We start from the raw sequence: 23,195 nt of genomic DNA on the forward strand, positions 1-23,195 counted from the left end.
GAGTCAGATCATTTCCGCGGCGGCGCAGTGCTGCCACGAATGTTGAGAGCGGTCGGCAGGACGATTGCCGGCGCGGCGACATCGTCGCCGGACATAATGTTGAGAAGCAGCGACATGGCGGTGCGGCCGATATCTGCGCGCGGCTGGCTGACCGTCGTCAGCGGCGGATAAAAGGCTTTGCTCAAGTAGAGGTCGTCGAAGCCGACCACGGACACATCGCCGGGCACGTCGCAGCCGAGACGGCGCAGCGCATGAATCGCGCCATAGGCCATCTCGTCGTTGGCGACAAAGATCGCCGTCGGCGGTTCCGGCAGATCGAAGAGCTCGGCCGCGCGCGCTTCCCCACTCTCCAGCAGGTAATCGCCACGGACTTCAAAGCCATCGGGGATCGGCAGACCGGCCGCCTGCATCGCCGCCCGGTAGCCATCACGACGATGGGTCGCCATCACCTCCGGCAATGGCCCGGCGATGTGGGCGATGCGGCGGTGACCGAGCCCGATCAAATGCTCCACGGCGCTACGCGCCGCCGCGGCGTTGTCGATCTGCACATGCGGAAAACCCGAGGTCTCGATCAGTTCCAGCGCGACCACGACTGGCAGATGTGAAAGACCGGTACTTTCGCCTGGTCGCGGCGGCGGCAGCTTGCCGGTCATCAAGATCATGCCGTCGGCATGGCCGTCGCGCAGCATGTTGAAATATTCAACCTCGCGATCCGGGTCGTTCTCGGTGTTGCCCATGAGAACGGCGTAGCCCGCCTCGCGCGCCGTCGCCTCAACGCCCTTGAGGATCTCGAGATAGAAAGGGTTGCCGACGTCGCGGACGACGAGCAACACGGACATCGACCGGCGGGTTCGCAAATTGCGGGCACTGACATTCGGCCGATAGTTGAGCTCGCGGGCAAGTTCGTGGATGCGTTTGCGCGTCTCGTCGGTCACCAGCGAAGAGCCGCTGAGCGCACGCGAAACGGTGGCGACCGAGACGCCGGCGCGCTCTGCGATATCCTTGATCTTCGGCCGCTCGCTCATGCCCGCATCGCCCGCCCGCGGCCGTAGAACAGCATGAGAAGCAACAGCGTCGCGCCGAACACCATCTGGCGGCCGGATTCGTCGATGTTGACCGTGGTCAGGATGCCCTGGAGGATGACGAGCAGCAACGCGCCCGCCATCGTGCCGGTGTAGCCGCCCTTGCCGCCGGCAAGCGAAGTGCCGCCGAAGACCACCGCTATGATCGAGGAAAGCATATATTGCTCGCCGACATTGGCGAAGGACGAGCCGGAATAGCCGAGCAGGCAGAGCCCGGCGATCGCGGCAAACATGCCCGAGATCATGAAGAGGCCGATGCGCATGAGGCGGACCGGAACGCCGGCCATGTAGGCGGCATGTTCATTCGAGCCGATCGCATAGATGCGGTGGCCGAAGACGGTCCGGTTCAGCATGAGGGCCATGAACAGGCCGATCGCGATCCAGAGCCAGATGATGCCAGGCATGCCAAGTATAAGCGGTTGGGTGACGAAGGCGGAGAGGCCGGGTGCCGCCCGGCCCGAGGGAATGCCCTGGCGGATGACGACGAGCAGGCCCTGTAAAACGCCGAGCATGCCGAGCGTCATCACCAGCGGCGGGATGCGCAGAAGCGTGACGCCGAGGCCGTTCAGCAAGCCGAAGAAAGCACCCGCCGCAAGGCAGGCAAGAGCTGCCGGCAGGATCGCGCCGTCGGCGCCATTCATGACGTTGCCGGCGATGATGGCGCAGAGCGAGACGACACCGCCTACGGAGAGATCGATGCCCTCGCGGCCGCCGAGAATGACGACATTCTGGCCGGCCGCGACGATGCCGAGCAGCGAGGCGACGATCAGCAGGCGCAGGATCTGATCGGCCGAAGCGAAACCGGGAGACAGGCTTTCGCCGAGGACAAGCAACACGACGATGAGGATGAGCGCTACGACCAACGGCTGTTTGAAGAAGGTGGTGATCGCTGTCATGCGCGTGCCCTCCGTCCGGCGAGCACGCCCGCCATCAGCACCAGCAGGATGGCGAGACCCTGGACGAAGTTCTGCCATTCCGACGGCGTGCCCATGAAGAAGACCAGCGAATTGACGAGGCCGATCGTCAGCGCACCCAGGACCGAGCCGACCACCGTTGTCCAGCCGCCGGCAAGCGCGCTGCCACCAAGCACCACGGCGGCGACACTGTAGAGCGTCATTTTGCCGCCGACGAGCGGATCGCCGCTTGCGGTGTCGCCGGTCAGGCAGAAAGCCGCGAGCGCCGAGAACAGCCCGCATAGCAGGTAGCCCTTGATGCGTACGGCAACGACGGGAAGCCCCGTCTGATAGGCCGCCTGTTGGTCGTCGCCGACCGCCAGGAGTTCGGTGACGATGCGCGTGCGTGACAGTAGAAAGAGCAGGACGGCGAGTGCCGTAAGCGCGTAGAATACGAAGGGGACGCCGAGAAGCCGCCCGCCATAGGTGCGCCAGAAGAGCGCCGGCGCCGGCGTGCCGGCGACCGGCATCACATAGAGAGCCAGACCGGTGAAGAAGATGCTGGTCGCAAAGGTCGCGACGATCGCCTGCAGCCGCAGCGCGGCAACGACGAGCCCGTTGACCAGGCCGCAGGCAAGCCCGATGAGGACGCCGAGCGCCAGCGCGAGCAGCACGGCGCCGGCGCCACCGCCCCAGCGCTCCATCAGCACGACGATGGCGACGTTGACCAGCGACAGCGTCGCGCCCGCGGAAAGATCGATGTCGCCGGCGGAGACGACATAGGTCTGCGCAATCGCCAGCATGACCAGCGCCAGATAGGTGCTGAGGAGACCCGTCAGCGAGCGGAAGCTCAGGCTGTTCGGCGAAAAGATACCGTTGAGCGCCAGCAAGGCGACAATGATGACGAGCGCCGGAAGGAAGGGGTAGCGCTCCAGCCAGGAGCGAAGGCCGCCTGCCCCGAAAGATCGAGTGTCTGTCGTGGTCGATGTCATCACGCGGCCTCGTATGCAGCCTGGTAGAGATTGTAACGGGTGCGGTCGTCGCCGGTCAGTTCGCGCGTCACCGAGCCGCCATTGAAGACAAGGATGCGGTTGGCATTGCCGAGCAGCTCGGCATCCTCGGACGAATAGAGCAGAATACTGAGCCCCTCGGCCGCGAGCTGCCGGATCAGCGCGAAGAGATCGGCCTTGGCCGAAAGGTCGATGCCCTTGGTCGGATCGTCGAGCAGAAGCACGTCGGGCCGGTCGATCAGCCAGCGGGCGATGACCACCTTCTGCTGGTTGCCGCCGGAAAGCGAATTGATCGGATGGAAGAGGCTCGCAAGTTTCGTGTGCATCGCCTCTAGCGCCGGCATTGCCTTGTTCCTGAGGCGAGAAGGCCGCGCGATCATCAGCCGGTCGCGAAGATAATGGATCGGCGTGACATTCTCGATGATCGGACGGCCGCTGATCACCCCGTCACGTCCGCGGTCACCCGAGACATAGGCGCAGCCGCGCCGGATGGCATCGCGCGGGCTTTTGGCGTCATAGCGCTCGCCGCCGATCGTCACCGAGCCCGACGTCACGGGGTTCGCGCCGAAAATCGCCCGCAGCAGCGCCGATTGACCCTGACCGTGCAGGCCGCCGAGGCCGAGGATTTCACCGCGCGCAACCTCGAAGCTGACATCGCGAAAACCCTTGCCTGAGAGGTTCCGCACAGAAATTGCCGCCTTCGCCTCGGTTTCCACCACCGCGGGCGCCGAGGACCGCGCCGCTGGCATATCGCTGGCGCCACCGACCATCAGCCGGATGACCGTTGCCGGATCGGTGTCGGAAAGCTTGAGTGTCTCGATGGTCTCGCCGTCGCGGATGATCGTTACGCGATCGCCGATCGCGGTGATTTCGTCCATGCGGTGCGAGATGAAAATGATGCCACGTCCTTGCGCTTTCAGGCCACGCAGGATTTCGAAGAAGCGATCGACCTGGGCGCGGTCGAGCGCCGAGGTCGGTTCGTCGAAGATCAGAATCGGCGCTTCGCTCGCGAGCGCCTTCATGATTTCGACCAGTTGCCGCTGGTCGGCCCGGAGATTGCCGACGAGCGCCTGCGCATGGAAACCTTCGCCGGCAACCTGCGAGAACAGAGCGATGTAGCGCGCCGCCCGCGCCTTCAACGTCCGGTGGTCGATGAAGAAGCCGGCCTTCACCGGCAGCGCGGAGAGGCAGATGTTCTCCTCGACCGAACGATGGCTGGCCAGACTGAGCTCCTGATAGAAGATGCCGATGCCGGCAACGCGCGCGGCTTGCGGCCCTGAAATCGTCACCGGCTTGTCATTGATCAGAATCTGGCCGGCGTCAGGGCGAACGCTGCCGGCGATGATCTTGCACAGCGTGCTCTTGCCGGAGCCGTTGGAGCCCATCAGCACATGCACTTCGCCGGCGGCGATCTCGAGGTCGCCGCGGCGTAGCGCCAGCGTTGCGCCGTAAGCCTTGCTCACGCCGTTCAATCTCAGTTTCGACATCGGCTGTCGTCCGTCGTTTGGTTGCTTGCCGCTTCGCCTTTCAAGCCGGCCTCGGCGCGGGCTCCGCTGCAACTGATTTCATGCCCGTCACGGCCCCGCCCTCGGCAGTCGTCGGCGACGGTCGCCGGACAACTCCAATGAAGTTGCCCGGCGGAACCACGGCTTACTTGAACAACGCCGTTGCGTCGTCGATCGAAAGCGCACTGGTGTAGGAGTAGTAGCCGGGCTTGCCGTCGAGCTGCTTGGCGGCCTCCGCAAGGTTCTTGGAATCGATGAACGGGATCGGCAGATACATGGCGTTCTTGTACTGCCCCGCCGTTGCCGGTTCCTTCAACTCCTTGCCCTGCAGCATCAGCACCGCGACGTTCAGCGCGCTTGCCATGACACCCGGCGGGTTGACGGTCGCGCCGGAGTTCAGCTTGTCCTTCACCCAGAGATCGATGAAGTCCTTACGGATTTCGCCGGTCGCGGCGATCTGGCTGGTCTTGCCGGCATCCATGATCGACTTCCATGCGCCGGCCGCCATGCCGTCCTGCACGACGACACCGTTGATGTCAGGATAGGTCGCAAGGATGTTCTGCATTGCCTGCTGGCCCTGCGCCTGATCCCAGTTCGCATTGACCTCGTTGACGACCTGGATATCCGGATAGTCCTTGAAGACGCTCTTGTAGCCGGCGACGCGCATCTCGTTGGCCGGATGGCCGGCGACGCCGTTGATCGCAACCACCTTACCCTTGCCGCCGAGCGTTTCGGCGAGCCACTTGGCACCGGCCGCACCCCAGGCCGTCTGGTCGATACCGACATAGATCGCGTCCGGCGAGGAAACCTCGGCGTCCGTTGCGATCACCAGAATGCCGGCTTCCTTCGCCTGCGCGAAGATCGGATCGAAGGCCGTCGGGCTGTTGGGGTTGATGATGATGGCGTTAACGCCCTCGGCGATGAAGTTGCGCACATGCGCAATCTGCCCGGGTACATCGACATTGGCGCTCTGGACGGAGACTTCGACGTCGACGCCCTTTTCCTTCCATTTCGCCGCGGCCTCCTTGGCCTCGTCGATCATCTGCGTGCGCCATTCGCTGCCCACCCAACCGTTGGACAGGCCGATCTTGAAGGTCTCGGCGTTGGCGAAAGAAGCGGAAATAGCAATGGTGGCGACAGCGCCAAGCGCTGCGGCGATAAATTTCTTCATAAGATCCTCCCAAATCTTGCGAAATCCATGAAGCCAGAAAATGTAATCGATTTCAATGGGAGCTTTCAGCGATTTTGTGAGGTTTCCTTCCCGTCACAAGCCGTGCCCAGCATCTCAGCACGCGCCGGCGACAATCAATGGAACGCATCGCAAGAGCGACCACGGAAGGTGCGATGCCCCTTGGCTCCCCCTTTCCGCTGTGCAACAGCAAAGACAGAGGCGGCGACGATTCGTCGTGCCGCCAACTGGAATGAAATGCAGGAATAGAGCCATGACATGAAGGCGCTGCGGGGTGGACCCCGATTGTCGCCGGAGCGACGGCGCGCGCGTTGCTCAAATCGCAACACTTCGTTGCTTGCGGGCCGACTAGCCGCAATTTGCCCTCACCCCCTACTGTGAAGTCTGGGCAAAGAACAACAACTGGCTCCCAACCAGAGGAGAACATCATGACCGGGAAAACCGGAGCCGCCTCCGGCGCGCTCTATCTGCATCTCATTGTGCTGGCGATCGTCATCGTCTCCGAGCTGATCGGCATTCAACGCCTTCCGATCGGCATCGGCACCGTCATCTTCCTGCCGATCCTCTATGCCTTCGCGCTCGGCATCCTTTTCAATCCTGCCATTTTCAAGGCAAGCGCCAGGTTCCTGTCGCGCGATGCGGTCAAGCTTTCCGGAGCGATGATCACCGTTGCCATCATGCCGTTCATCGCCAAGTTCGGAACGACCGTCGGCCCACAGATCTCGAAGATCATCGAGGCCGGCCCGGCGCTCGTGCTGCAGGAACTCGGCAATCTCGGCACGATCCTCATCGCCTTCCCGGTCGCCGTCTTTCTTCTCAAGATGGGTCGCGAAGCCGTCGGCGCGACCTATTCGATCGACCGCGAACCGAACCTCGCACTGATCGCCGACAAATACGGTCTCAACTCGCCGGAAGGCGCCGGCGCCATGGGCGTCTATGCCACCGGCACACTGATCGGCACTTTCGTTTTCGCCATCATGCCGCCAATCGTCCACGGCCTCGGTGTCTTCGACGTGCGAGCGCTCGCCATGTCCTGCGGCGTCGGCTCCGGCTCGATGCTCGCCGCCTGCACTGGCGGGCTCGTCGCCGCTGTCCCTGACCAGAAGGACATCATCCTGGCGCTTGCCGCCGCCAGCAACATCCTGACCTATGCCACCGGCCTCTATGTCGGCATGTTCGTCGCGCTGCCCTTGACCGAGTGGCTCTACAACAAGGCTCGGCCGTCCGAGCGTCGCGCTCAAGCCTGATCGGGAGAGACAATCATGGCCAACCAGACCACCTCCGCCAACTACGCAGACGATCTCCCGCTTGCCGCCGAAGACGAGCGCAAGATCGACGTCATCGGCCATGCCGGCCTGCTTTTGATCGCCTGCACCATTGGCCTCGTCGCCAACTGGGTCGGCACAGGCACCTCGCCGCTGACGGCGCTGCCGGGCATGGCAACGCTCTACGTCGCCTGCATTGTCGGCCTGGCGCTCGCCCGCTTCGTGCCCTTCTATCTGCCGGGAGTCGCCTGGGTGTCGCTGATCGCAATCCTCATCACCATCCCCGGCGTACCGGGTGCTGCCTGGGTCAGCGAAAAGGTCGAACACCTCAACTTCCTTGCGCTGGCGACACCGGCGCTCGCCTATGGCGGCCTCGCCCTGACGGCAAGCGAGTTCGCGATCGCGCGTCGCTCGGGCTGGAAGATCGTCATCGTGGCGATCTGCGTGATGATCGGCACCTATATGGGTTCCGTCGTCGTCGCTGACCTGTTCCTGCGCCTTGGGCAGTAATCGAGACCACATTGATCGGCCGGACCACTTGGACCGGCCGGCCATTCCTCCATTCACAGGACGCATGCCATGAAACGCCACGACATCAGCCCCGAGCGCATCGAGGAAACGATCCGCTGGCGCCATCACCTGCATGCCTGGCCGGAACTGGCCTTCGAGGAACGGCAAACTGCGGCTTTCATCGCCGGCAAGCTCGCAGAATGGGGCATCCAACTGAAGGACGGTTACGGCGGCACCGGACTCGTCGGCACATTGAAGCGCGGCGCCTCGAGCCGGGCCATCGCCATCCGCGCCGACATGGACGCACTGCCGATTGTCGAAACGAGCGGCGTCGCCTATGCATCGCGAACTGCGGGAAAAATGCATGCCTGCGGCCATGACGGCCATGTGTCCATGCTGCTCGCGGCCGCCCGCCAGGCGAGCGAGATGGATTTTGACGGCACCGTGCACTTCATCTTCCAGCCGGCTGAGGAGGCCGAAGGCGGCGCGCGGGTCATGGTTGCCGACGGGCTCTTCCGTGACTTCCCCGCCGATGCCGTCTATGCGCTGCACAACTGGCCGGCGCTCGATGTCGGCTCGGTGGTCGCCCGCGATGACGCCATGATGGCCGCTTTCGGCGTCTTCGAAATCACGATTTCCGGCCGGGGCGCCCACGGCGCCATGCCGCATGAGGGCGCAGACCCGCTGGTCGCTGCCGCCCAGATCGTCACCGCATTGCAGACGATCGCCAGCCGGAATGTCTCGCCGCTCGAAGCGGCAGTCATCTCGGTGACGCAGATCCACGGCGGCGACGCCTGGAACGTAATCCCGGAGAAGGCTGTGATCCGCGGCACGACACGCTGGTTCGACAGCTCAGTCGGCGATACGCTGGAAAACCGCATGCGCTCGCTCGTCACGGCGCTCGCCGAGGGGCTCGGCTGCAACGCTGAGCTCGACTATCAGCGACGCTACCCCGCAACGATCAACGACGCCGCGGCTGCGGCCCTGGTGCGCTCCGTCGCTGCTAAGGATCCTGCGCTGACGGTCGTCGACGCGCCGCCGAGTATGGCGGCCGAGGACTTTGCCTTCATGCTCGACGAGCGCCCCGGCTGCTACCTGTGGCTCGGCGCCCGGCGAGAGGGCGCAAACCCGGGGCTGCATTCGCCGCACTATGATTTCAACGACGCGATTATCGGCCAGGGCGTCAATCTCTGGACGCGCCTGATCGCGACATCGCTTGGCCGTTGACCCCAAGGGGATTCCGTCGCATCCATGACCGCCATGGACGTACTCGACGCGAAGGCGCTCAGGATATTTATGGCGGTTGCGCGCATCGGCTCGATCCGGGGCGCGGCGGAGCATATGGGGCTTGCTCCGTCCGTCGTCAGTCGACAGATCGCCGATACCGAGCGTGACATCGGCCTTTCCCTCTTCGAGCGGACTGCCAGAGGCACGGTGCTCACCGATGCTGGCGAGCTGGTTCTCGAACATGGCAAGCGGGTGCTCGAGGACAACGGGCTGCTCGCCGAACAGCTCGATCAGATCCGCGGCGTGCAGCAGACCCGCATCCGCATTCGCTGCGGCGAAGGCTTCATGGCCGATCTGGTCGAAAACGGGCTTTCGTCGTTCGCGAAGGCGCATTCCTACGTGCGCTACATCGTGGAGCTCGGCAGCACCGAAGATGTCGTCGATGCCATCGCCAACAGCGACGCCGATATCGGCATCGCCTACACCCCCTTCACCGACCCACGCATCCGGGCGCTGGCGATCGCCCGCCAACCGCTCTGCGTGATCGTGCCAACCGGCCACCCTTTGTCGGAGCGCAGCGACCTGAAACTCGCGGATTGCCTTGCTGCGCCTTGCGCCCTGCTCGGCAAGGGCAACGGCGTGACGCAATTGGTGGCGCGGGTGGCGGCCGATGCTGGACTGGCGCTCGCCCCATTGCTCGAAACCCATTCTATCGAAGTGCTGCGCCGCTTCGTCGCCGCCGGACTCGGCGTCACCTTCTTGCCGCGTACGGCTGTTGCCAGCGAAATGGCGCGCGGCGCCATGCAGGCTCTCGACCTTACCGACCCGCTGCTTCGCGAAGCAAGCGCTCATCTGATGGTGCGCGCGCACCGACGCCTGCCCCTGTCGGTCGAAAAGCTCGCGCAGCATCTCGCACGCGAGATGCAGTCCTTCCGCGACTGACCCGCCTCGCCCGTTGCCACGCCAGCAACACATTGTACCGGGCGCGCCGTCTACCCGCTCACCAGCCCGCATGCCACTTTCCCGGATCATCAAAACCATATGAGGGTGCAGCGAACTATGACGGCGGAACGGACAAGTGTTGGCGTGGTGGGATTGGGCGCCATGGGGCTTGGCATGGCGACGACGCTTGCCGCCAAGGGCTTCGCGGTCAAGGGATTCGACCTTTCAAAAGCACGGCGCGCCCTCGCGGTCGACGGTGGCGTCTCCCCCGTCGCCTCGCTCGACGAGGTCTTCGTCGATACCGACTTCATCGTCTTCTCACTGCCGACCGCCAAGGATGTCGCAGCGGTGGTGGAAGCCAATCTCGACGCGCTGAAGTCCGCGGGCCGGCGCGTCGTCATCATCGACACCTCGACATCCGAACCGGACGTCTCACGCGATCTCGCAGCGGCCCTCGCCGACATCGGCCACGGCTTCATCGATGCACCTGTCTCCGGCGGACCGACCGGTGCTGCAAGCGGCAAGCTGACGATGATGATCGGCGGCAGCAATGCGGATATTGCGCTTGCCGGCCCTGTGATCGATGCCATGTCGGCAAAAGCATTGCATGTGGGTGCGAGCGGTGCCGGCAACGTCGCCAAGCTTGTCAACAACCTGCTTGCCGCCGCCCATATGGTGACGACAGGCGAAGGCCTGAAGCTGGCGCTCGCCGCCGGACTCGATCCGGAAGCGGCATTGAATGTGCTGAACGCGGCTTCTGGAAAGTCGATGATAAGTGAGGTGCACTTTCCCACATGGGTGATGAACGGCCGCTTCGACAGCGGTTTCACCATGGGCCTGATGCGCAAGGATGTGCGGCTTGCGAGCGAACTTGCCGCGCGCACCGGCACCGACCTGCCGCTCTCGGGCGCCGTCGCGAAGCTCTGGGCCGAAAGCCCGCTCGACAATGCCGAGGATTTTACCCGCATGGGCACCTTCCGCCCCGTGGCCAACGACAACTGAGACAAAAGGGAACGATGATGAACGACATGACCATGCCCGCCAAGGCCGAACGCATCCGCGCCCTCTTCCACGGCTTTTTATCCGGCAGCGAGATCGGCAGCTATGTCGATGGCGCGCTGGTACCCGGCTCCGGCGACGAACAGAAGCTGACGGATCCGGCGACCGGCGAAATCTTCGCGACCTTCAAAGACGCCGGCACGGACGTCGTCGACGCCGCAATGCAGGCTGCGGCGCGCGCCCAGCGCGAGTGGATTTCCATGACCGCCTCGGCCCGTGGGCGGGTGATGAACGAAATCGCCCGCAAGATCCGCGAGCGCGCCGGCGAGATTGCTGAACTGGAAAGCCGCTCCGCCGGCCGGCCGATCCGCGATATCCGCGGCGAGGCGGTGCGGGTCGCCGAGATGTTTGAATATTACGCCGGCTGGTGCGACAAGCTGCACGGCGAGGTTATACCCGTGCCGACCTCGCACTTGAACTATACCCGCAACGAGCCCGTCGGCATTGTCGCGCAGATCACCCCCTGGAACGCGCCGCTCTTTACCGGCGGCTGGCAGATCGCCCCGGCGATCTGCGCCGGCAATGGCGTCGTCATCAAGCCTTCGGAACTGACGCCGCTCAGCACGCTGGTGCTCGGCGCGCTCTGCGAGGCAGGCGGTACGCCGCGCGGCCTCGTCAACGTCATCGCCGGAAAGGGCGTGACGGCGGGTCAGGCGATGGTCGCGCATCCAAAGACGGCACTCGTCGTCTTCGTCGGCTCCGCGCTTGCCGGCTCGGCGATCGCGGCGGCTGCGGCAAAGAACGTCGTGCCCTGCATCCTCGAACTCGGCGGCAAGTCCGGCAACATCGTCTTTGCCGATGCCGATATCGACCGCGCCATCGTCGGCGCACAATCGGCAATCTTCTCCGGCGCCGGCCAGAGCTGTGTTGCCGGTTCGCGTCTGCTCGTGCATCGCTCCGTGCACCAGCAATTCGTCGACCGCTACGTCCAGGCCGCCGAACGCATCCCGGTCGGCGATCCCTTTGCGGACACCACACAGATCGGCCCGATCAACAACGCCCGCCAATGGGCGAAGATCGAGGAAATGGTCCGTCAGGGTGTGGCCGAGGGGGCCAGCCTTGCAACCGGCGGCGCCAAGCCGGCTGCACTTCAATCCTCCGGCGGCTTCTATTTCGCGCCTACCATCCTCGACAACGTCAAGCCCGATATGACGATCGCCCGCGAGGAGGTCTTCGGTCCAGTCGTCGGCGTCACGGTCTTCGACGACGAGGAGGAGGCGATCGCGCTTGCCAATGACAACCCCTATGGCCTTGCAGGCGCTGTCTGGACTGGCGATGTCGGACGCGCTCATCGGGTCGCATCCAAGGTGCGGGCCGGAACCTTCTGGATCAACGGTTATAAGACGATCAGTGTCATGTCGCCCTTCGGCGGCTTCGGCCGCTCCGGCTATGGCCGCTCCTCCGGGCGCGATGCGCTGATGGCCTATACTCAGACAAAGAGCGTCTGGGTCGAAACCGCCGAGAACCCGGCCGTCGTCTTCGGCTATTCACCGGAAGCCTGATCGATATCGACCTGCTGAAAACGATAACGGGCCGGCAATGGCCGGCCCGTTCGCATTCTTATCCCGACCCTCGATCAGGCAGCACGGCTCCAGCTCTCGCGGCCCGTCTGCGCTTCGAGCTTGAACTTCGCCAGCATGGCGCGAAGCTGCCGGCTTTCCTCGGCCAGTGTGCCACTGGCCGCCGTCGTTTCCTCGACCATCGCCGCATTCTGCTGGGTCATCTGATCCATGTGATTGACCGAGGTGTTGATCTCCTGCAGCGCGGTCGCCTGTTCGCGGGCGGCGGTGGCGATCGTATTGACGTGGCCGCTGACATTGTTGACCAGCGTCTCGATTTCGAGCAGCGCCTCGCCGGTGGAACGCACCAGCGCCACGCCGTTTTCGACCTCCGATGCCGAGCTGTGGATCAGCGTCTTGATCTCCTTGGCGGCGTTGGCCGAGCGCTGAGCCAGTTCCCGGACCTCCTGGGCGACGACCGCAAAGCCACGACCGGCCTCGCCGGCGCGCGCCGCCTCGACGCCGGCGTTCAGCGCCAGAAGGTTGGTCTGGAAGGCGATCTCGTCGATCACCGAGATGATCTGGTTGATGCGGTTGGAGGAATCCTCGATCCGGCCCATGGCATCGACTGCGCTACGCACGATCGCACCGGAACGGCCGGCACTTTCCTTGGTGGCGCACACCATCTCATGCGCCTCGTTCGCGCGCTCGGACGCCGTACGCACGGTCGAGGTGATCTCGTCGAGCGCCGCGGCGGTCTCTTCGAGTGCTGCCGCCTGCTGCTCTGTGCGCTTCGACAGATCATTGGCGGCGGAGCTTAGCTCGGCGGAATTATCGTTGATGGTGCTTGCGGCCGTGCGCACGTTCTGCATGGTCGAGCGCAAGGTCACCATCGTCTGGTTGACGTTCTTCTGCAGTTCGGCAAACGCGCCGTGAAACTCGCCGCGCATGTTCTGCGTCAGGTCGGCGTCAGCGAGTGCGGCGATGACGCGACGGACTTCATTGACCGTCTGGTCGACGCTTGAGACCAGCTCGTTGACGCTCGCCGCAAAGCGGTTGAGGTCGTCGTTTTCATAATCCTTGGTGATGCGGCCGGTGAAATCGCCGGCAACGGCCGAGGCGACGACGACGCTGATGTTCGATTGCAGGTCGCTGCTGCGGGCATGGAGTGCGGCTTCCTGCGCCTTCATCGCGCGCATGGCGATACCGTTCTTGCGGAAGACTTCGACGGCGCGGGCCATTTCGCCGATCTCGTCCTGGCGCGAGACATCCGTGCTGTTGCCGTCGAGCTTGCCGTCGGCAAGTTCGCTCATGGTCGCGGTGAGTTCGCGCACCGGCATGACGATGCCGCGGCGGGCAACGACGAGGCTGACGCCGACGCCGAAGAGAACGCAGGCAGCGGCGGCGGCAGCAAGAATGCTCATCGCGACGGACGATGAGTTGAGCGCCTCGGCGCGGGCAGCGGCCAGTTCATCACCGGAGTAGGCGCTGTAGGACTTGACTGTCGCCGTCACTGTCTTCTGCGCTTCGAGCGCCTTGTCGAGTGCAGCCTTGACGGCCGCCTCGTCTGTGCCCTTCTCGGCGGCAACGGCGACCATTGCCCGAATCTCGTCGAAATAGCCGTTGAGGGTCATGCGGACATCGTTGAGCAGCTTGTCTTCGGCGTCGTCCGCGACCGCCTCGATCTTCGTCAGGCGACCGAGCATTTCCTCGGCGCGCTTCTCGGTTTCCTGGCCGAACTCGGCAGCTTTTTCAGGGGTTGCGGCGAGCTGGTAGGTCATGCGGCTAATGGCGATGATGTCGACGCGCAAGTCCATCGCCTCGCGCGCCGCCTCTTCGCGCGCGCCGACATCGATGATCGTTGCACCGAGGGAGGAAAGACCGCGCGCACCGGCAAGCGCGATCAGAATGGAAGATATGCCCATGACCACGACCACAAGGCCGACCTTGGTCAATATCGAGAGGTTCTTGAAGGTCACTGCCGTGACTCCTGTGATGTCGCGATCGCGTTGTTGGGAGGACATGGTCAGCCATACCGGCGGGAGGAGGACCGGCTGTTTGCTGCGCCCGAAAGGGAGGAACTGGGGCGCGCACTGACCGATGAGTACTTAGTAATTTCGAATTTAAATTAGGGTTAAGGAAGCGACCGCGGCTTTTCGCAGGCGCAGCAAAACTGGCAGTGGGCCGGAACCAAACAAAAGCGGGCGGACGATTTCTCGTCCGCCCGCAGACCGCCGCAGCAGTCTTGGGAGATCGTTATTCTCGAGACTTACGGCCGGCCGTAGCCACCGCCGGTCGGCGTCACCACGGTGAAGGCTTCGCCGGCCTCGAGAATCGTGTGGGCGCAACCGGGCAATTCCTCCGTCCGGCCGTCATTGCGGCGCACGAGGTTGCGGCCAAGCTCGCCCGGGCTGCCGCCCTTGATGCCGAAGGGCGCTATGCGGCGATGGCCGGAGAGGATAGCGAAATCCAGCGTCTCGCGGGCGCGAATCGTGCGCTTCGTGCCATTGCCGGCATTCCATTGGCCCCGGCCGCCCGAACCGACGCGAATGTGGAAGTCTTCGAGCACGACCGGAAAGCGGGATTCGAGGATTTCCGGATCGGTGAGGCGCGAGTTGGTCATGTGGGTATGGACCGCGTCGGCGCCATTATAGCCGGGACCGGCCGGCGCGCCGGAGCAGATGGTCTCGTAATATTGGTAGTTCTGGTTGCCGAAGGTGAGGTTGTTCATTGTGCCCTGGGCGGCCGCCTGGCTCTGGACCGCACCGAACAGGCAGTTGGTGACCGCCTGGCTGACCTCGACATTACCGGCAACGACGGCGGCCGGATAGCGCGGCGTCAGCATCGTGCCCTCGGGGATGACGATGTGGATCGGACGCAGGCAGCCTGCATTCATCGGGATATCGGCCTCGACGAGCACGCGGAAGACATAGAGCACCGCCGCGCGGGTCACCGGCGCCGGCGCGTTGAAATTGTCACCGCGCTGCTCGGACGTGCCGGTGAAATCGACCGTTGCCTCGCGCTTGTCGCGGTCGACGGTGATCCTGACCACGATGCTGCAGCCCTGGTCCATCTCGTAGGAGAATTCGCCATCCGGCAACTGGTCGAGCACACGGCGTACGCTCTCGGCGGCATTGTCCTGGACGTGGCCCATATAGGCCTCGACCACGTCTTCACCGAACTGGGCGATCATCTTCTTGAGTTCGGCGACGCCTTTCTCATTGGCCGCCACCTGCGCCTTCAGATCGTTGACGTTCTGCAGGATGTTGCGCACCGGGTAGCGGGCGCCACTGAGAAGCGCTTCGAGCTCAGCCTCACAGAAGCGACCGGCATCGATGAGCTTGAAGTTGTCGATATAGACGCCCTCCTCCTCGATGTTGGTGGCAAGCGGCGACATCGAGCCCGGCGAGATGCCACCGATGTCGGCATGATGGCCGCGGCTTGCGACCCAGAAACGGATCTCCTTGCCGGCGTCGTCGAAGACGGGCGTGCAGACGGTGAGGTCAGGCAGATGCGTGCCGCCGTTATAGGGTGCGTTGATGAGGAACACGTCGCCTGGCCGGATCACCGGGTTCTCGCGGATCGCGGTCGCGACCGAAGCATCCATGGAGCCGAGATGCACCGGCATATGCGGCGCGTTGGCGACGAGGTTGCCCCGGTTGTCGAAGACGGCGCAGGAGAAATCGAGCCGCTCCTTGATGTTCACTGAATAGGCGGTGTTCTGCAACGTCACGCCCATCTGCTCGGCGATCGACATGAAGAGGTTGTTGAAGATCTCCAGCATGACCGGATCGGCATGCGTGCCGATCGCACTCTGCTGCTTGAGAGCCTTCACGCGGGTGAGCACGATATGGTCCTTGGCCGTCAGTTCCGCCTGCCAGCCATCTTCCACGACGATGGTCTGGTTCGGCTCAATGATGATCGCCGGACCATAGAGCCGCTGGCCGGGCGCGATCTCCGCACGCAACAGGACCGGCGCATCGTGGAATTGGCCCTGCGAATAGAAGCGCGTGCGCCGCGCGATAGCCGGCGTTCCCTCGGTGACCGCGCCGCCTTCGCGCTCCATCTGGGCGGCACCGCCGCCGACCGTCTCGACTTCGACGGCATCGATGACCAGCGCCTTGTTCTCGGCGACGAAGCCGAAGCGGCGCTTGTGCAGGATCTCGAACTCGGCGCGCAGGCGGGCGATGTCGTCTTGATCAGGGAATGTCGCCTCGACGGCGAGCACCGTATCGGTGCCAGCGTAGCGGATATGGGCACGCAAGTGTGTACGGATCGCGTCGCGGGGAATACCTTGCGCTTCGAGTTCGCCGAGGCATTCGACTTCCAGTTCGACACCGAGGGCGCCAAGCGCCGCCGGCGCCCCGTCATCGAGCGGGACGCCGAGCGCCTTCTGGCGCGTGGCGCGGATATCCGCAAGCCCCATGCCATAGGCCGAAAGCAGGCCGGACATTGGGTGTACGAGAATACTCTTCATGCCGAGCTGATCGGCAACGAGGCAGGCATGCTGCCCGCCGGCGCCACCGAAGCAGCTCAGCGCATAGCGCGTCACGTCATAGCCGCGCTGTACGGAAATCTTCTTGATCGCCTCGACCATATTGGCAACCGCGATGCGGATGAAACCATCGGCTACATCCTCCGGGCTGCGACCATCGCCGATCTCGGCCGCCATCGCCGCGAAACGGTCGCGCACGGTCTCGACGTCAAGGCGTTCGTCCTGGTTCGGGCCGAAAAGCGCCGGGAAAAACTCCGGCAGCAGCTTGCCGAGCATGACATTGGCATCGGTGACCGCGAGCGGACCGCCGTTGCGGTAGCAGGCAGGACCGGGATTGGCACCGGCTGAATCGGGACCGACGCGGAAACGCTCGCCGTCGAAATGCAGGATCGAGCCGCCGCCGGCCGCCACCGTGTGGATCAGCATCATCGGCGCACGCACCCGCACACCGGCCACTTCGGTCTCAAATGCGCGCTCATATTCACCGTCGAAATGGGCGACATCGGTCGAGGTCCCGCCCATATCGAATCCGATGACACGATCGAAGCCTGCGGCTTCGCCGGTCTTGGCAAGGCCGACCACGCCGCCGGCCGGGCCGGAGAGGATCGCATCCTTGCCCTGGAACATATCGGCCGCGGTCAGGCCGCCGGACGACATCATGAACATGACGCGCGCGCCGGTGCGCGCGACGTCGAGTTCGCTCGAAACCTGGGCGACGTACCGGCGAAGCACCGGGGAGAGATAAGCGTCGATCACAGTGGTGTCGCCGCGCCCGACATATTTGATCAGCGGCGAGACTTCGTGGCTGACGGAGACCTGTTCGAAGCCAAGCTCGCGCGCAAGCCGGGCGACGATCGCCTCATGCTCGGGATATTTGTAGGCATGCATGAAGACGATGGCGACGGCCTTATAGCCCTTGCCCTTGAGCCCTTCGAGTGCCGCGCGCGCCCTTGCTTCATCGAGAGGGTGCTCGACAACGCCGTCGGCCAGCACGCGTTCGTCGAGCTCGACGATGTCCTGATAAAGCGCTTCAGGTTTGATGATTTCGGTCGCGAAGATCTTCTTGCGCTCCTGATAGCCGATCTTCAGCGCGTCGCGGAAACCCTTGGTGGTCACCAGCGCCAGCGGCTCGCCCTTGCGCTCGAGCAGCGCGTTGGTGGCGACCGTCGTTCCCATGCGCACTTCGCCGATGAGGCCGGTCGGGATCGCAGCGCCTGTCGCAAGGCCGAGATGCAGGCGAATGCCCTGAACGGCGGCGTCGCGATAGGCTTCCGGATTTTCCGAAAGCACCTTGCGCGCATGCAGCACCCCTTCAGGATCGCGACCGATGACATCGGTGAAGGTGCCGCCGCGGTCGATCCAGAAGTCCCAACTGCCGGTTTCGCGTGCGCTCATTGTCCATCCCTCTCGTTCGCGAGCCGCATCATTATCATTGCGCAAGCCCGGAAATTCATCAAAGCAGTTCGTTGACAAAATGTCGATAAAATGATGACATAAAATCGTCAAGATGAGGAAGAGCTAAATGACGAAGAAGTCGGAGGAGAGCTTCGAAGGTCGGGAATGGGCCGAAAATGCCCTGCCCGAACATCTAAAGCCGGTCGCGGCCATCGGCCCAATCGTCTCTTCCGCGCACCTTGCCGAAGGCGGCTCCCCCGGGCTCTCCGAAGTGGAATACGGGCTGATCCTCGCGTCGCATGCCTTTCACCGCTGGATGATACGTTGCATGGCGGCCGCCGGCGTACCCGGTCTTTCCGCGATCGAAATCCTGATCCTGCACACGATCCGCCATCGCGATCGCGGCAAGAAACTCGCCGACATCTGCCTGGTGCTCGATATCGAAGACACCCATGTCGCGACCTATGCCATCCGCAAGCTCGAAGCCGCCGGCCTGGTGACGACGGGCAAGGAAGGCAAGGAAAAGACCATCCGCATCACTGACAAGGGGGCAGAGGCCTGCACGCGCTACGCCCAGATCCGCGAGCGCCTGCTGGTTTCCTCCACCGCCAAAGCGCGTCCTTCCGAGGAGACGCTTTCCGAGATCGCCGCCGTCCTGCGTTTCATGTCGGGCGCCTATGAACAGTCCGCGCGCGCCGCGACCACATTGTAACGAGGAAGACCGCGTGACCGTCGATACGCCTGCGCCACTGCTTGCCGTTGAGAAGCTTTCCGTCGCCTTCAACGGCAACCCGGTCGTGGAAGACCTGAGCTTCACCGTGACGCCGGGACGCACGGTGGCGATCGTCGGCGAGTCCGGCTCCGGCAAGTCGGTAACGTCGCTCTCCATCATGCGGCTTGCCGACATGATGGGCGGCCAATTCCCGACGGGACGCATCCTGTTTTTCGGCAAGGACGGCGAGATCGACCTGACCGCCGCACCGCAGAAGACCATGCGCGCCATCCGCGGCAAGGAGATCGCAATGATCTTCCAGGAGCCTATGACGTCGCTGAACCCGGTCTTCACCATCGGCGACCAGGTCGCCGAAGTGCTGATGCTGCATGAGAAGATGACGAAGGCGGAAGCACTCGCCGAGACGCGCCGCCTGCTCGACATGGTGCGGCTTCCCGATTCCGCCGAACTGATCGGCCGGTATCCGCACCAGCTTTCCGGTGGCATGCGCCAGCGCGTCATGATCGCCATGGCGCTCGCCTGCCGGCCGAAGCTGCTGATCGCCGACGAGCCGACCACGGCACTCGACGTCACCATCCAGGCGCAGATCCTGACGATCATCCGAGACCTGCAGAAGGAGCTCGGCATGGCGGTGATCTTCATCACCCACGACATGGGCGTGGTCGCCGAGATGGCCGACGACGTCGTTGTCATGTGGAAGGGCCGCAAGGTCGAGGAAGGTCCGGTCGGCGAGATCTTCGCCGCGCCCAAGCACCCCTATACCCAGACGCTGCTTTCCGCCGTGCCGAAGCTCGGCAGCATGGCGGGCGAGGAATTCCCGAAGCGCCTACCGCTGACCGTCTTGGTGGACGGCGAGCCGAAACGCGTCGGCGACGTCCATATCCAGCGCACCGCCCGCTACGAAACCGCGCCGATCCTCTCGGTGCGCGATCTCGTAACCCGCTTTGATGTGCGCAAGAACCTCTTCGGCAAGGCGACGCACCGCGTGCATGCCATCGAAAACGTCAGCTTCGATATCTTCCCGGGCGAGACCCTGGCGCTCGTCGGTGAATCCGGCTCGGGCAAATCGACGATCGGCCGCACGATCCAGCAGCTCCAGGCCGCGACATCCGGCGAGATCCTCTTCGGCGGCCGCCCCGTTTCGGCGATGAGCTATGCGGAGCGGCAGCGATTGAAGCAGGAAATCCAGTACATCTTCCAGGATCCCTTCGCCTCGCTCGACCCGCGCAAGACCGTGGGCTTCTCGATCGCCGAGCCGATCCGCACCCATGGGCTGATCCTCGGCGAGAAAGACATCGAAAGGCGCGTTCACGAACTCTTGGAGCGCGTCGGCCTGACGGCGGCACATGCCAAGCGCTATCCGCACGAATTCTCCGGCGGCCAGCGCCAGCGCGTCTGCATCGCCCGCGCGCTCGCCTCGCGCCCCAAGCTGATCATCGCCGACGAGGCGCTTTCCGCCCTCGATGTCTCCATCCAGGCGCAGATCATCAACCTGTTCATGGAACTGCAGGAACAGGAAGGCCTCGCCTATCTCTTCATCAGCCACGACATGGCGGTGGTCGAACGCATGAGCCACCGCGTCGCCGTGCTCTATCTCGGCCAGGTAATGGAGTTCGGCAGCCGTAGCCAAGTGTTTGAAACGCCATCCCATCCCTATACGCGCCGGCTGCTTTCGGCCGTCCCTGTCGCCGAGCCCGGCAAGGGCCGCGAGCGCGCGATGCTGGAGGGCGAAATCCCGAGCCCTATCCGCCGTGTCGGCAATGAACCCGCGGTTCTGCCGCGCAAAGAAATCGCTCCTGGCCATTTCGTGGCCATGGACGCGTAAGCCGCTTTCTTTCCTAGAGAAGGCTGTCGAAACAGGAGTGAGTAAATGATCAACAAAAAGGGGATCCACGCCGCTTTCATCGCGCTTGCGATGGCCGGCAGTTTCATGGCCGCAGCCCCAGCCTCTGCCGCTGGCACGCTGACGGTATCGTCGCCGCAGGATCCGGGAAGCTGGGACCCGGTCGACACCTTCCTCGTCAACTGGGCATCCGTCGCCACCAACATCTACGATGGCCTCACCTATCGCGGCCCGGATCTCAAGCTCGTGCCCGGCCTTGCCACGTCGTGGGAAGAGCTCGACGGCGGCAAGCGCCTGCGCTTCACGCTGCGCGAGGGCGTCAAGTTCCACAATGGCGAGTCCTTCAACGCCGAAGCGGTGAAGTTCACCTTTGACCGCCTGCTCGGCGAGGAAGGCTCGAAAGGCCCGCAGAAGTCCAACTATGCCGTGATCGAGAAGGTCGAGATCGTCGACGAGAAGACCGTGGATCTTGTTCTCAAGACCCCAGACCCGGTGCTGCTCACCAAGCTCGCCGGCTATGGCGCGATGATCGTGCCGCCGAACTACATAAAGGAGAAGGGCGAGGACTATTTCAACGCCCATCCGGTCGGTACCGGCCCGTTCAAGTTCGTCTCCTATGAGCCGAAGGTCGGGATCAAGCTCGAAGCTTTTGCCGACCACTGGGGCGGCGCGCCCAAGCTTTCGAACCTCAACTACCGCTTCATCTCGGAGCCGGCGACCGCCGTTGCCGAACTGCAGGCCGGCCGCGTCGATCTCGTCATCCCGCCGACCATTCCGATCGGTATGATCCCGACCATCCAGGACGACGGCAACCTCGAAATCGTCACCAGCCCGGGCCCGACGGTCTACGCGCTGCGCTTCAACACGCGCGACGGCATCACCAAGGATCCGAAGGTCCGAAAGGCTCTGATCCTCGGCGTCGACCGCGACACGATCATCCAGTCGATCCTCGGCGGCCAGGCAGATCCGATCGCCAGCTTCCAGGGTAAGCTCTCCTTCGGCTTCGACCCGGCGATGAAGCCGCTGCCTTATGATCCGGAACAGGCCAAGGCGCTGCTGAAGGAAGCCGGCGTAGCACCTGGTGCCTCGGTTCAGATCGACGTTCGCGGCAACGACGCGACCTTCAACGAAGTGGTGCAGGCAATCGCGAGCTACCTGCAGCTCATCGGCATCAACGCGACGATCAAGCCTTACGAAACCAACGTTCTCCTGAACGACATCATCCCGGCCGGCAAGACCGGCGCGATGTTCCAGCAGTCCTGGGGCGGATGGACGCTCGACTACGACAACACCGCCTATTCGATGTACCACTCCGGCGAAAAGTGGAACCCCTACGACAAGGACGCGGAACTCGACAAGCTGCTCGAATCCCAGCGTTCGATCACTGATCGTGCCAAGCGCGAGGAGATCCTCAAGCAGATCGCAAATTACGCCGCCGACCGCGCGCTCGAAATGCCGCTCTATAACCTCAACGCCATCTTCGGCGTGAGCAAGCGGGTCAAGAACTTCGCGCCGGTACCGGACAGCCGCCTGCGGCTGACGGACGTGACGGTCGAGTAAACAATCCGGTCCGCCGCTTTACCTGTGAGGCGGCGGACCACTTTTTAAAAGGGCGGGTCACTTGGCCGGATTTCTGATCAAACGTTTTCTGCAGGCGGTCTTCGTCGTGTTCGTCGTGACCCTGACCGTCTCCTATGCCATTCGGTTCACCGGTGACCCCGCACTGATGCTGGCGCAGGGCGCCGGCAGCGTCACCGAGGAAGACCTCGTGCGCATCCGCGAAGGGCTCGGCCTCAACCAGCCGTTCCTGGCGCAGTATTTTGACTTCATCAAAGGCCTGTTCACGCTCGATTTCGGCCGCTCGTTCCTCGGCGGCACGCCCGTTTCGCAGCTGATCGCCTCGGCCTTGCCAGCGACCATGCTGCTTGCCTTCGCCTCGCTGATCGTCTCGATCGCCATCTCCATTCCGCTCGGCATCCGTGCCGCCGTCGCCCGCGGCAAATGGGCCGATCAGACAATCCGTATCCTGTCGCTGATCGGGCTTTCCTTCCCGAACTTCTGGCTGGCGATCATGCTGGTGCTGCTCTTCTCGATCGTGCTCAAATGGCTGCCGCCGAGCGGCATGGACGGCTTCGCAAGCTTCATCATGCCGGCGCTGACCATGGGCATCATCCTGACGGCGACGAACGTGCGACTGGTGCGCACCGCCATGCTGGAAACGCTGCAGTCGCAATACATCATGGTCGCCCGCGCCAAGGGCCTCAGTGAGAGCAAGGTGCTCTACAAGCACGCATTGCGTAACTGCGCGATCCCACTGATCACCTATCTCGGCCTGCAATTCGGCGGCCTGCTTGGCGGCATCGTCGTCGTCGAGCTCGTCTTCAACTGGCCGGGCATGGGCACGCTCGCCTTCGATGCGGTCGCTTCGCGCGACTACCCCGTGCTTCAAGCCGTCATTACCGTGCTTTCGCTCATGATCGTGTTCGTCAACCTCCTGGTCGACATCGCCTACGGCCTCGTCGATCCACGCATCCGGACGGAGTGAGCC

General features: G+C 63.7%; 17 protein-coding genes. 10 read left to right on the forward strand and 7 right to left on the reverse strand.

All coding sequences use genetic code 11. The features are described 5' to 3' along the window. Positions 1-8: 8 nt before the first annotated feature. The 5 genes from QM996_RS27805 to QM996_RS27825 form a co-directional block, all read right to left on the reverse strand. Positions 9-1,025: a LacI family DNA-binding transcriptional regulator gene (locus QM996_RS27805; protein WP_334197095.1), complete on the reverse strand. Its 1,017-nt coding sequence runs from the start codon at positions 1,023-1,025 to the stop codon at positions 9-11. After that, positions 1,022-1,978 (reverse strand): ABC transporter permease, encoded by a 957-nt coding sequence (locus QM996_RS27810; protein ID WP_334197096.1) that lies wholly within the window; start codon positions 1,976-1,978, stop codon positions 1,022-1,024. Before QM996_RS27810 ends, QM996_RS27805 begins: the two co-directional genes overlap by 4 nt. Then, entirely contained in the window at positions 1,975-2,967 is a 993-nt protein-coding gene (locus QM996_RS27815) for an ABC transporter permease (RefSeq protein WP_334197097.1), read from the reverse strand. Before QM996_RS27815 ends, QM996_RS27810 begins: the two co-directional genes overlap by 4 nt. Further along, positions 2,967-4,472: a sugar ABC transporter ATP-binding protein gene (locus QM996_RS27820; RefSeq protein WP_334197098.1), complete on the reverse strand. Its 1,506-nt coding sequence runs from the start codon at positions 4,470-4,472 to the stop codon at positions 2,967-2,969. The genes QM996_RS27815 and QM996_RS27820 overlap by 1 nt, the downstream gene beginning before the upstream one ends. Positions 4,473-4,635: 163 nt before the next feature. Next, positions 4,636-5,661: an ABC transporter substrate-binding protein gene (locus tag QM996_RS27825; RefSeq protein ID WP_334197099.1), complete on the reverse strand. Its 1,026-nt coding sequence runs from the start codon at positions 5,659-5,661 to the stop codon at positions 4,636-4,638. 446 nt (positions 5,662-6,107) lie between these two features. Between QM996_RS27825 and QM996_RS27830 the strand changes: the two genes are divergently transcribed. The 6 genes from QM996_RS27830 to QM996_RS27855 all read left to right on the forward strand — a co-directional run bounded on the left by QM996_RS27830 (position 6,108) and on the right by QM996_RS27855 (position 12,184). Then, positions 6,108-6,926, forward strand: a complete 819-nt coding sequence (locus QM996_RS27830; protein ID WP_334197100.1) for a DUF3100 domain-containing protein — start codon at positions 6,108-6,110, stop codon at positions 6,924-6,926. A 15-nt stretch (positions 6,927-6,941) separates the two neighbouring features. Beyond that, positions 6,942-7,454, forward strand: coding sequence for a hypothetical protein (locus QM996_RS27835; RefSeq protein ID WP_334197101.1), 513 nt, complete (start codon positions 6,942-6,944; stop codon positions 7,452-7,454). 69 nt (positions 7,455-7,523) lie between these two features. Then, positions 7,524-8,681: a M20 aminoacylase family protein gene (locus QM996_RS27840; protein WP_334197102.1), complete on the forward strand. Its 1,158-nt coding sequence runs from the start codon at positions 7,524-7,526 to the stop codon at positions 8,679-8,681. Positions 8,682-8,705: 24 nt separating this feature from the next. Then, positions 8,706-9,623, forward strand: a complete 918-nt coding sequence (locus QM996_RS27845) for a LysR family transcriptional regulator (RefSeq protein ID WP_334197103.1) — start codon at positions 8,706-8,708, stop codon at positions 9,621-9,623. A gap of 117 nt (positions 9,624-9,740) precedes the next feature. After that, complete coding sequence (locus QM996_RS27850) at positions 9,741-10,625, forward strand: NAD(P)-dependent oxidoreductase (RefSeq protein ID WP_334197104.1); 885 nt, start codon at positions 9,741-9,743, stop codon at positions 10,623-10,625. A gap of 14 nt (positions 10,626-10,639) precedes the next feature. Then, positions 10,640-12,184: an aldehyde dehydrogenase family protein gene (locus QM996_RS27855; RefSeq protein ID WP_500270411.1), complete on the forward strand. Its 1,545-nt coding sequence runs from the start codon at positions 10,640-10,642 to the stop codon at positions 12,182-12,184. A 74-nt stretch (positions 12,185-12,258) separates the two neighbouring features. Here the strand turns inward: QM996_RS27855 and QM996_RS27860 are convergent, their stop codons facing one another. Continuing rightward, complete coding sequence (locus tag QM996_RS27860; RefSeq protein ID WP_334197105.1) at positions 12,259-14,160, reverse strand: methyl-accepting chemotaxis protein; 1,902 nt, start codon at positions 14,158-14,160, stop codon at positions 12,259-12,261. A gap of 290 nt (positions 14,161-14,450) precedes the next feature. Continuing rightward, positions 14,451-18,071 (reverse strand): hydantoinase B/oxoprolinase family protein, encoded by a 3,621-nt coding sequence (locus tag QM996_RS27865; protein ID WP_334197106.1) that lies wholly within the window; start codon positions 18,069-18,071, stop codon positions 14,451-14,453. A 127-nt stretch (positions 18,072-18,198) separates the two neighbouring features. Here QM996_RS27865 and QM996_RS27870 point away from each other — a divergent pair, with 127 nt between their 5' ends. The 4 genes from QM996_RS27870 to QM996_RS27885 all read left to right on the forward strand — a co-directional run bounded on the left by QM996_RS27870 (position 18,199) and on the right by QM996_RS27885 (position 23,192). Beyond that, positions 18,199-18,783 (forward strand): winged helix DNA-binding protein, encoded by a 585-nt coding sequence (locus QM996_RS27870; protein ID WP_173519665.1) that lies wholly within the window; start codon positions 18,199-18,201, stop codon positions 18,781-18,783. Then, a complete protein-coding gene (locus QM996_RS27875) occupies positions 18,749-20,629 on the forward strand; it encodes an ABC transporter ATP-binding protein (RefSeq protein WP_334197107.1) in 1,881 nt (626 codons plus the stop codon). Before QM996_RS27870 ends, QM996_RS27875 begins: the two co-directional genes overlap by 35 nt. Before the next feature lie 45 nt (positions 20,630-20,674). Beyond that, entirely contained in the window at positions 20,675-22,207 is a 1,533-nt protein-coding gene (locus QM996_RS27880; RefSeq protein ID WP_334197108.1) for an ABC transporter substrate-binding protein, read from the forward strand. A 61-nt stretch (positions 22,208-22,268) separates the two neighbouring features. Then, the gene (locus QM996_RS27885; protein WP_334197109.1) at positions 22,269-23,192 is read left to right on the forward strand and encodes an ABC transporter permease; all 924 of its coding nucleotides are present in this window, start codon (positions 22,269-22,271) and stop codon (positions 23,190-23,192) included. The last annotated feature ends 3 nt before the right edge of the window (positions 23,193-23,195 follow it).

The sequence above is a fragment of the Sinorhizobium chiapasense genome (assembly GCF_045277575.1).
Taxonomy (GTDB): Bacteria; Pseudomonadota; Alphaproteobacteria; order Rhizobiales; family Rhizobiaceae; genus Ensifer; species Ensifer chiapasense_A.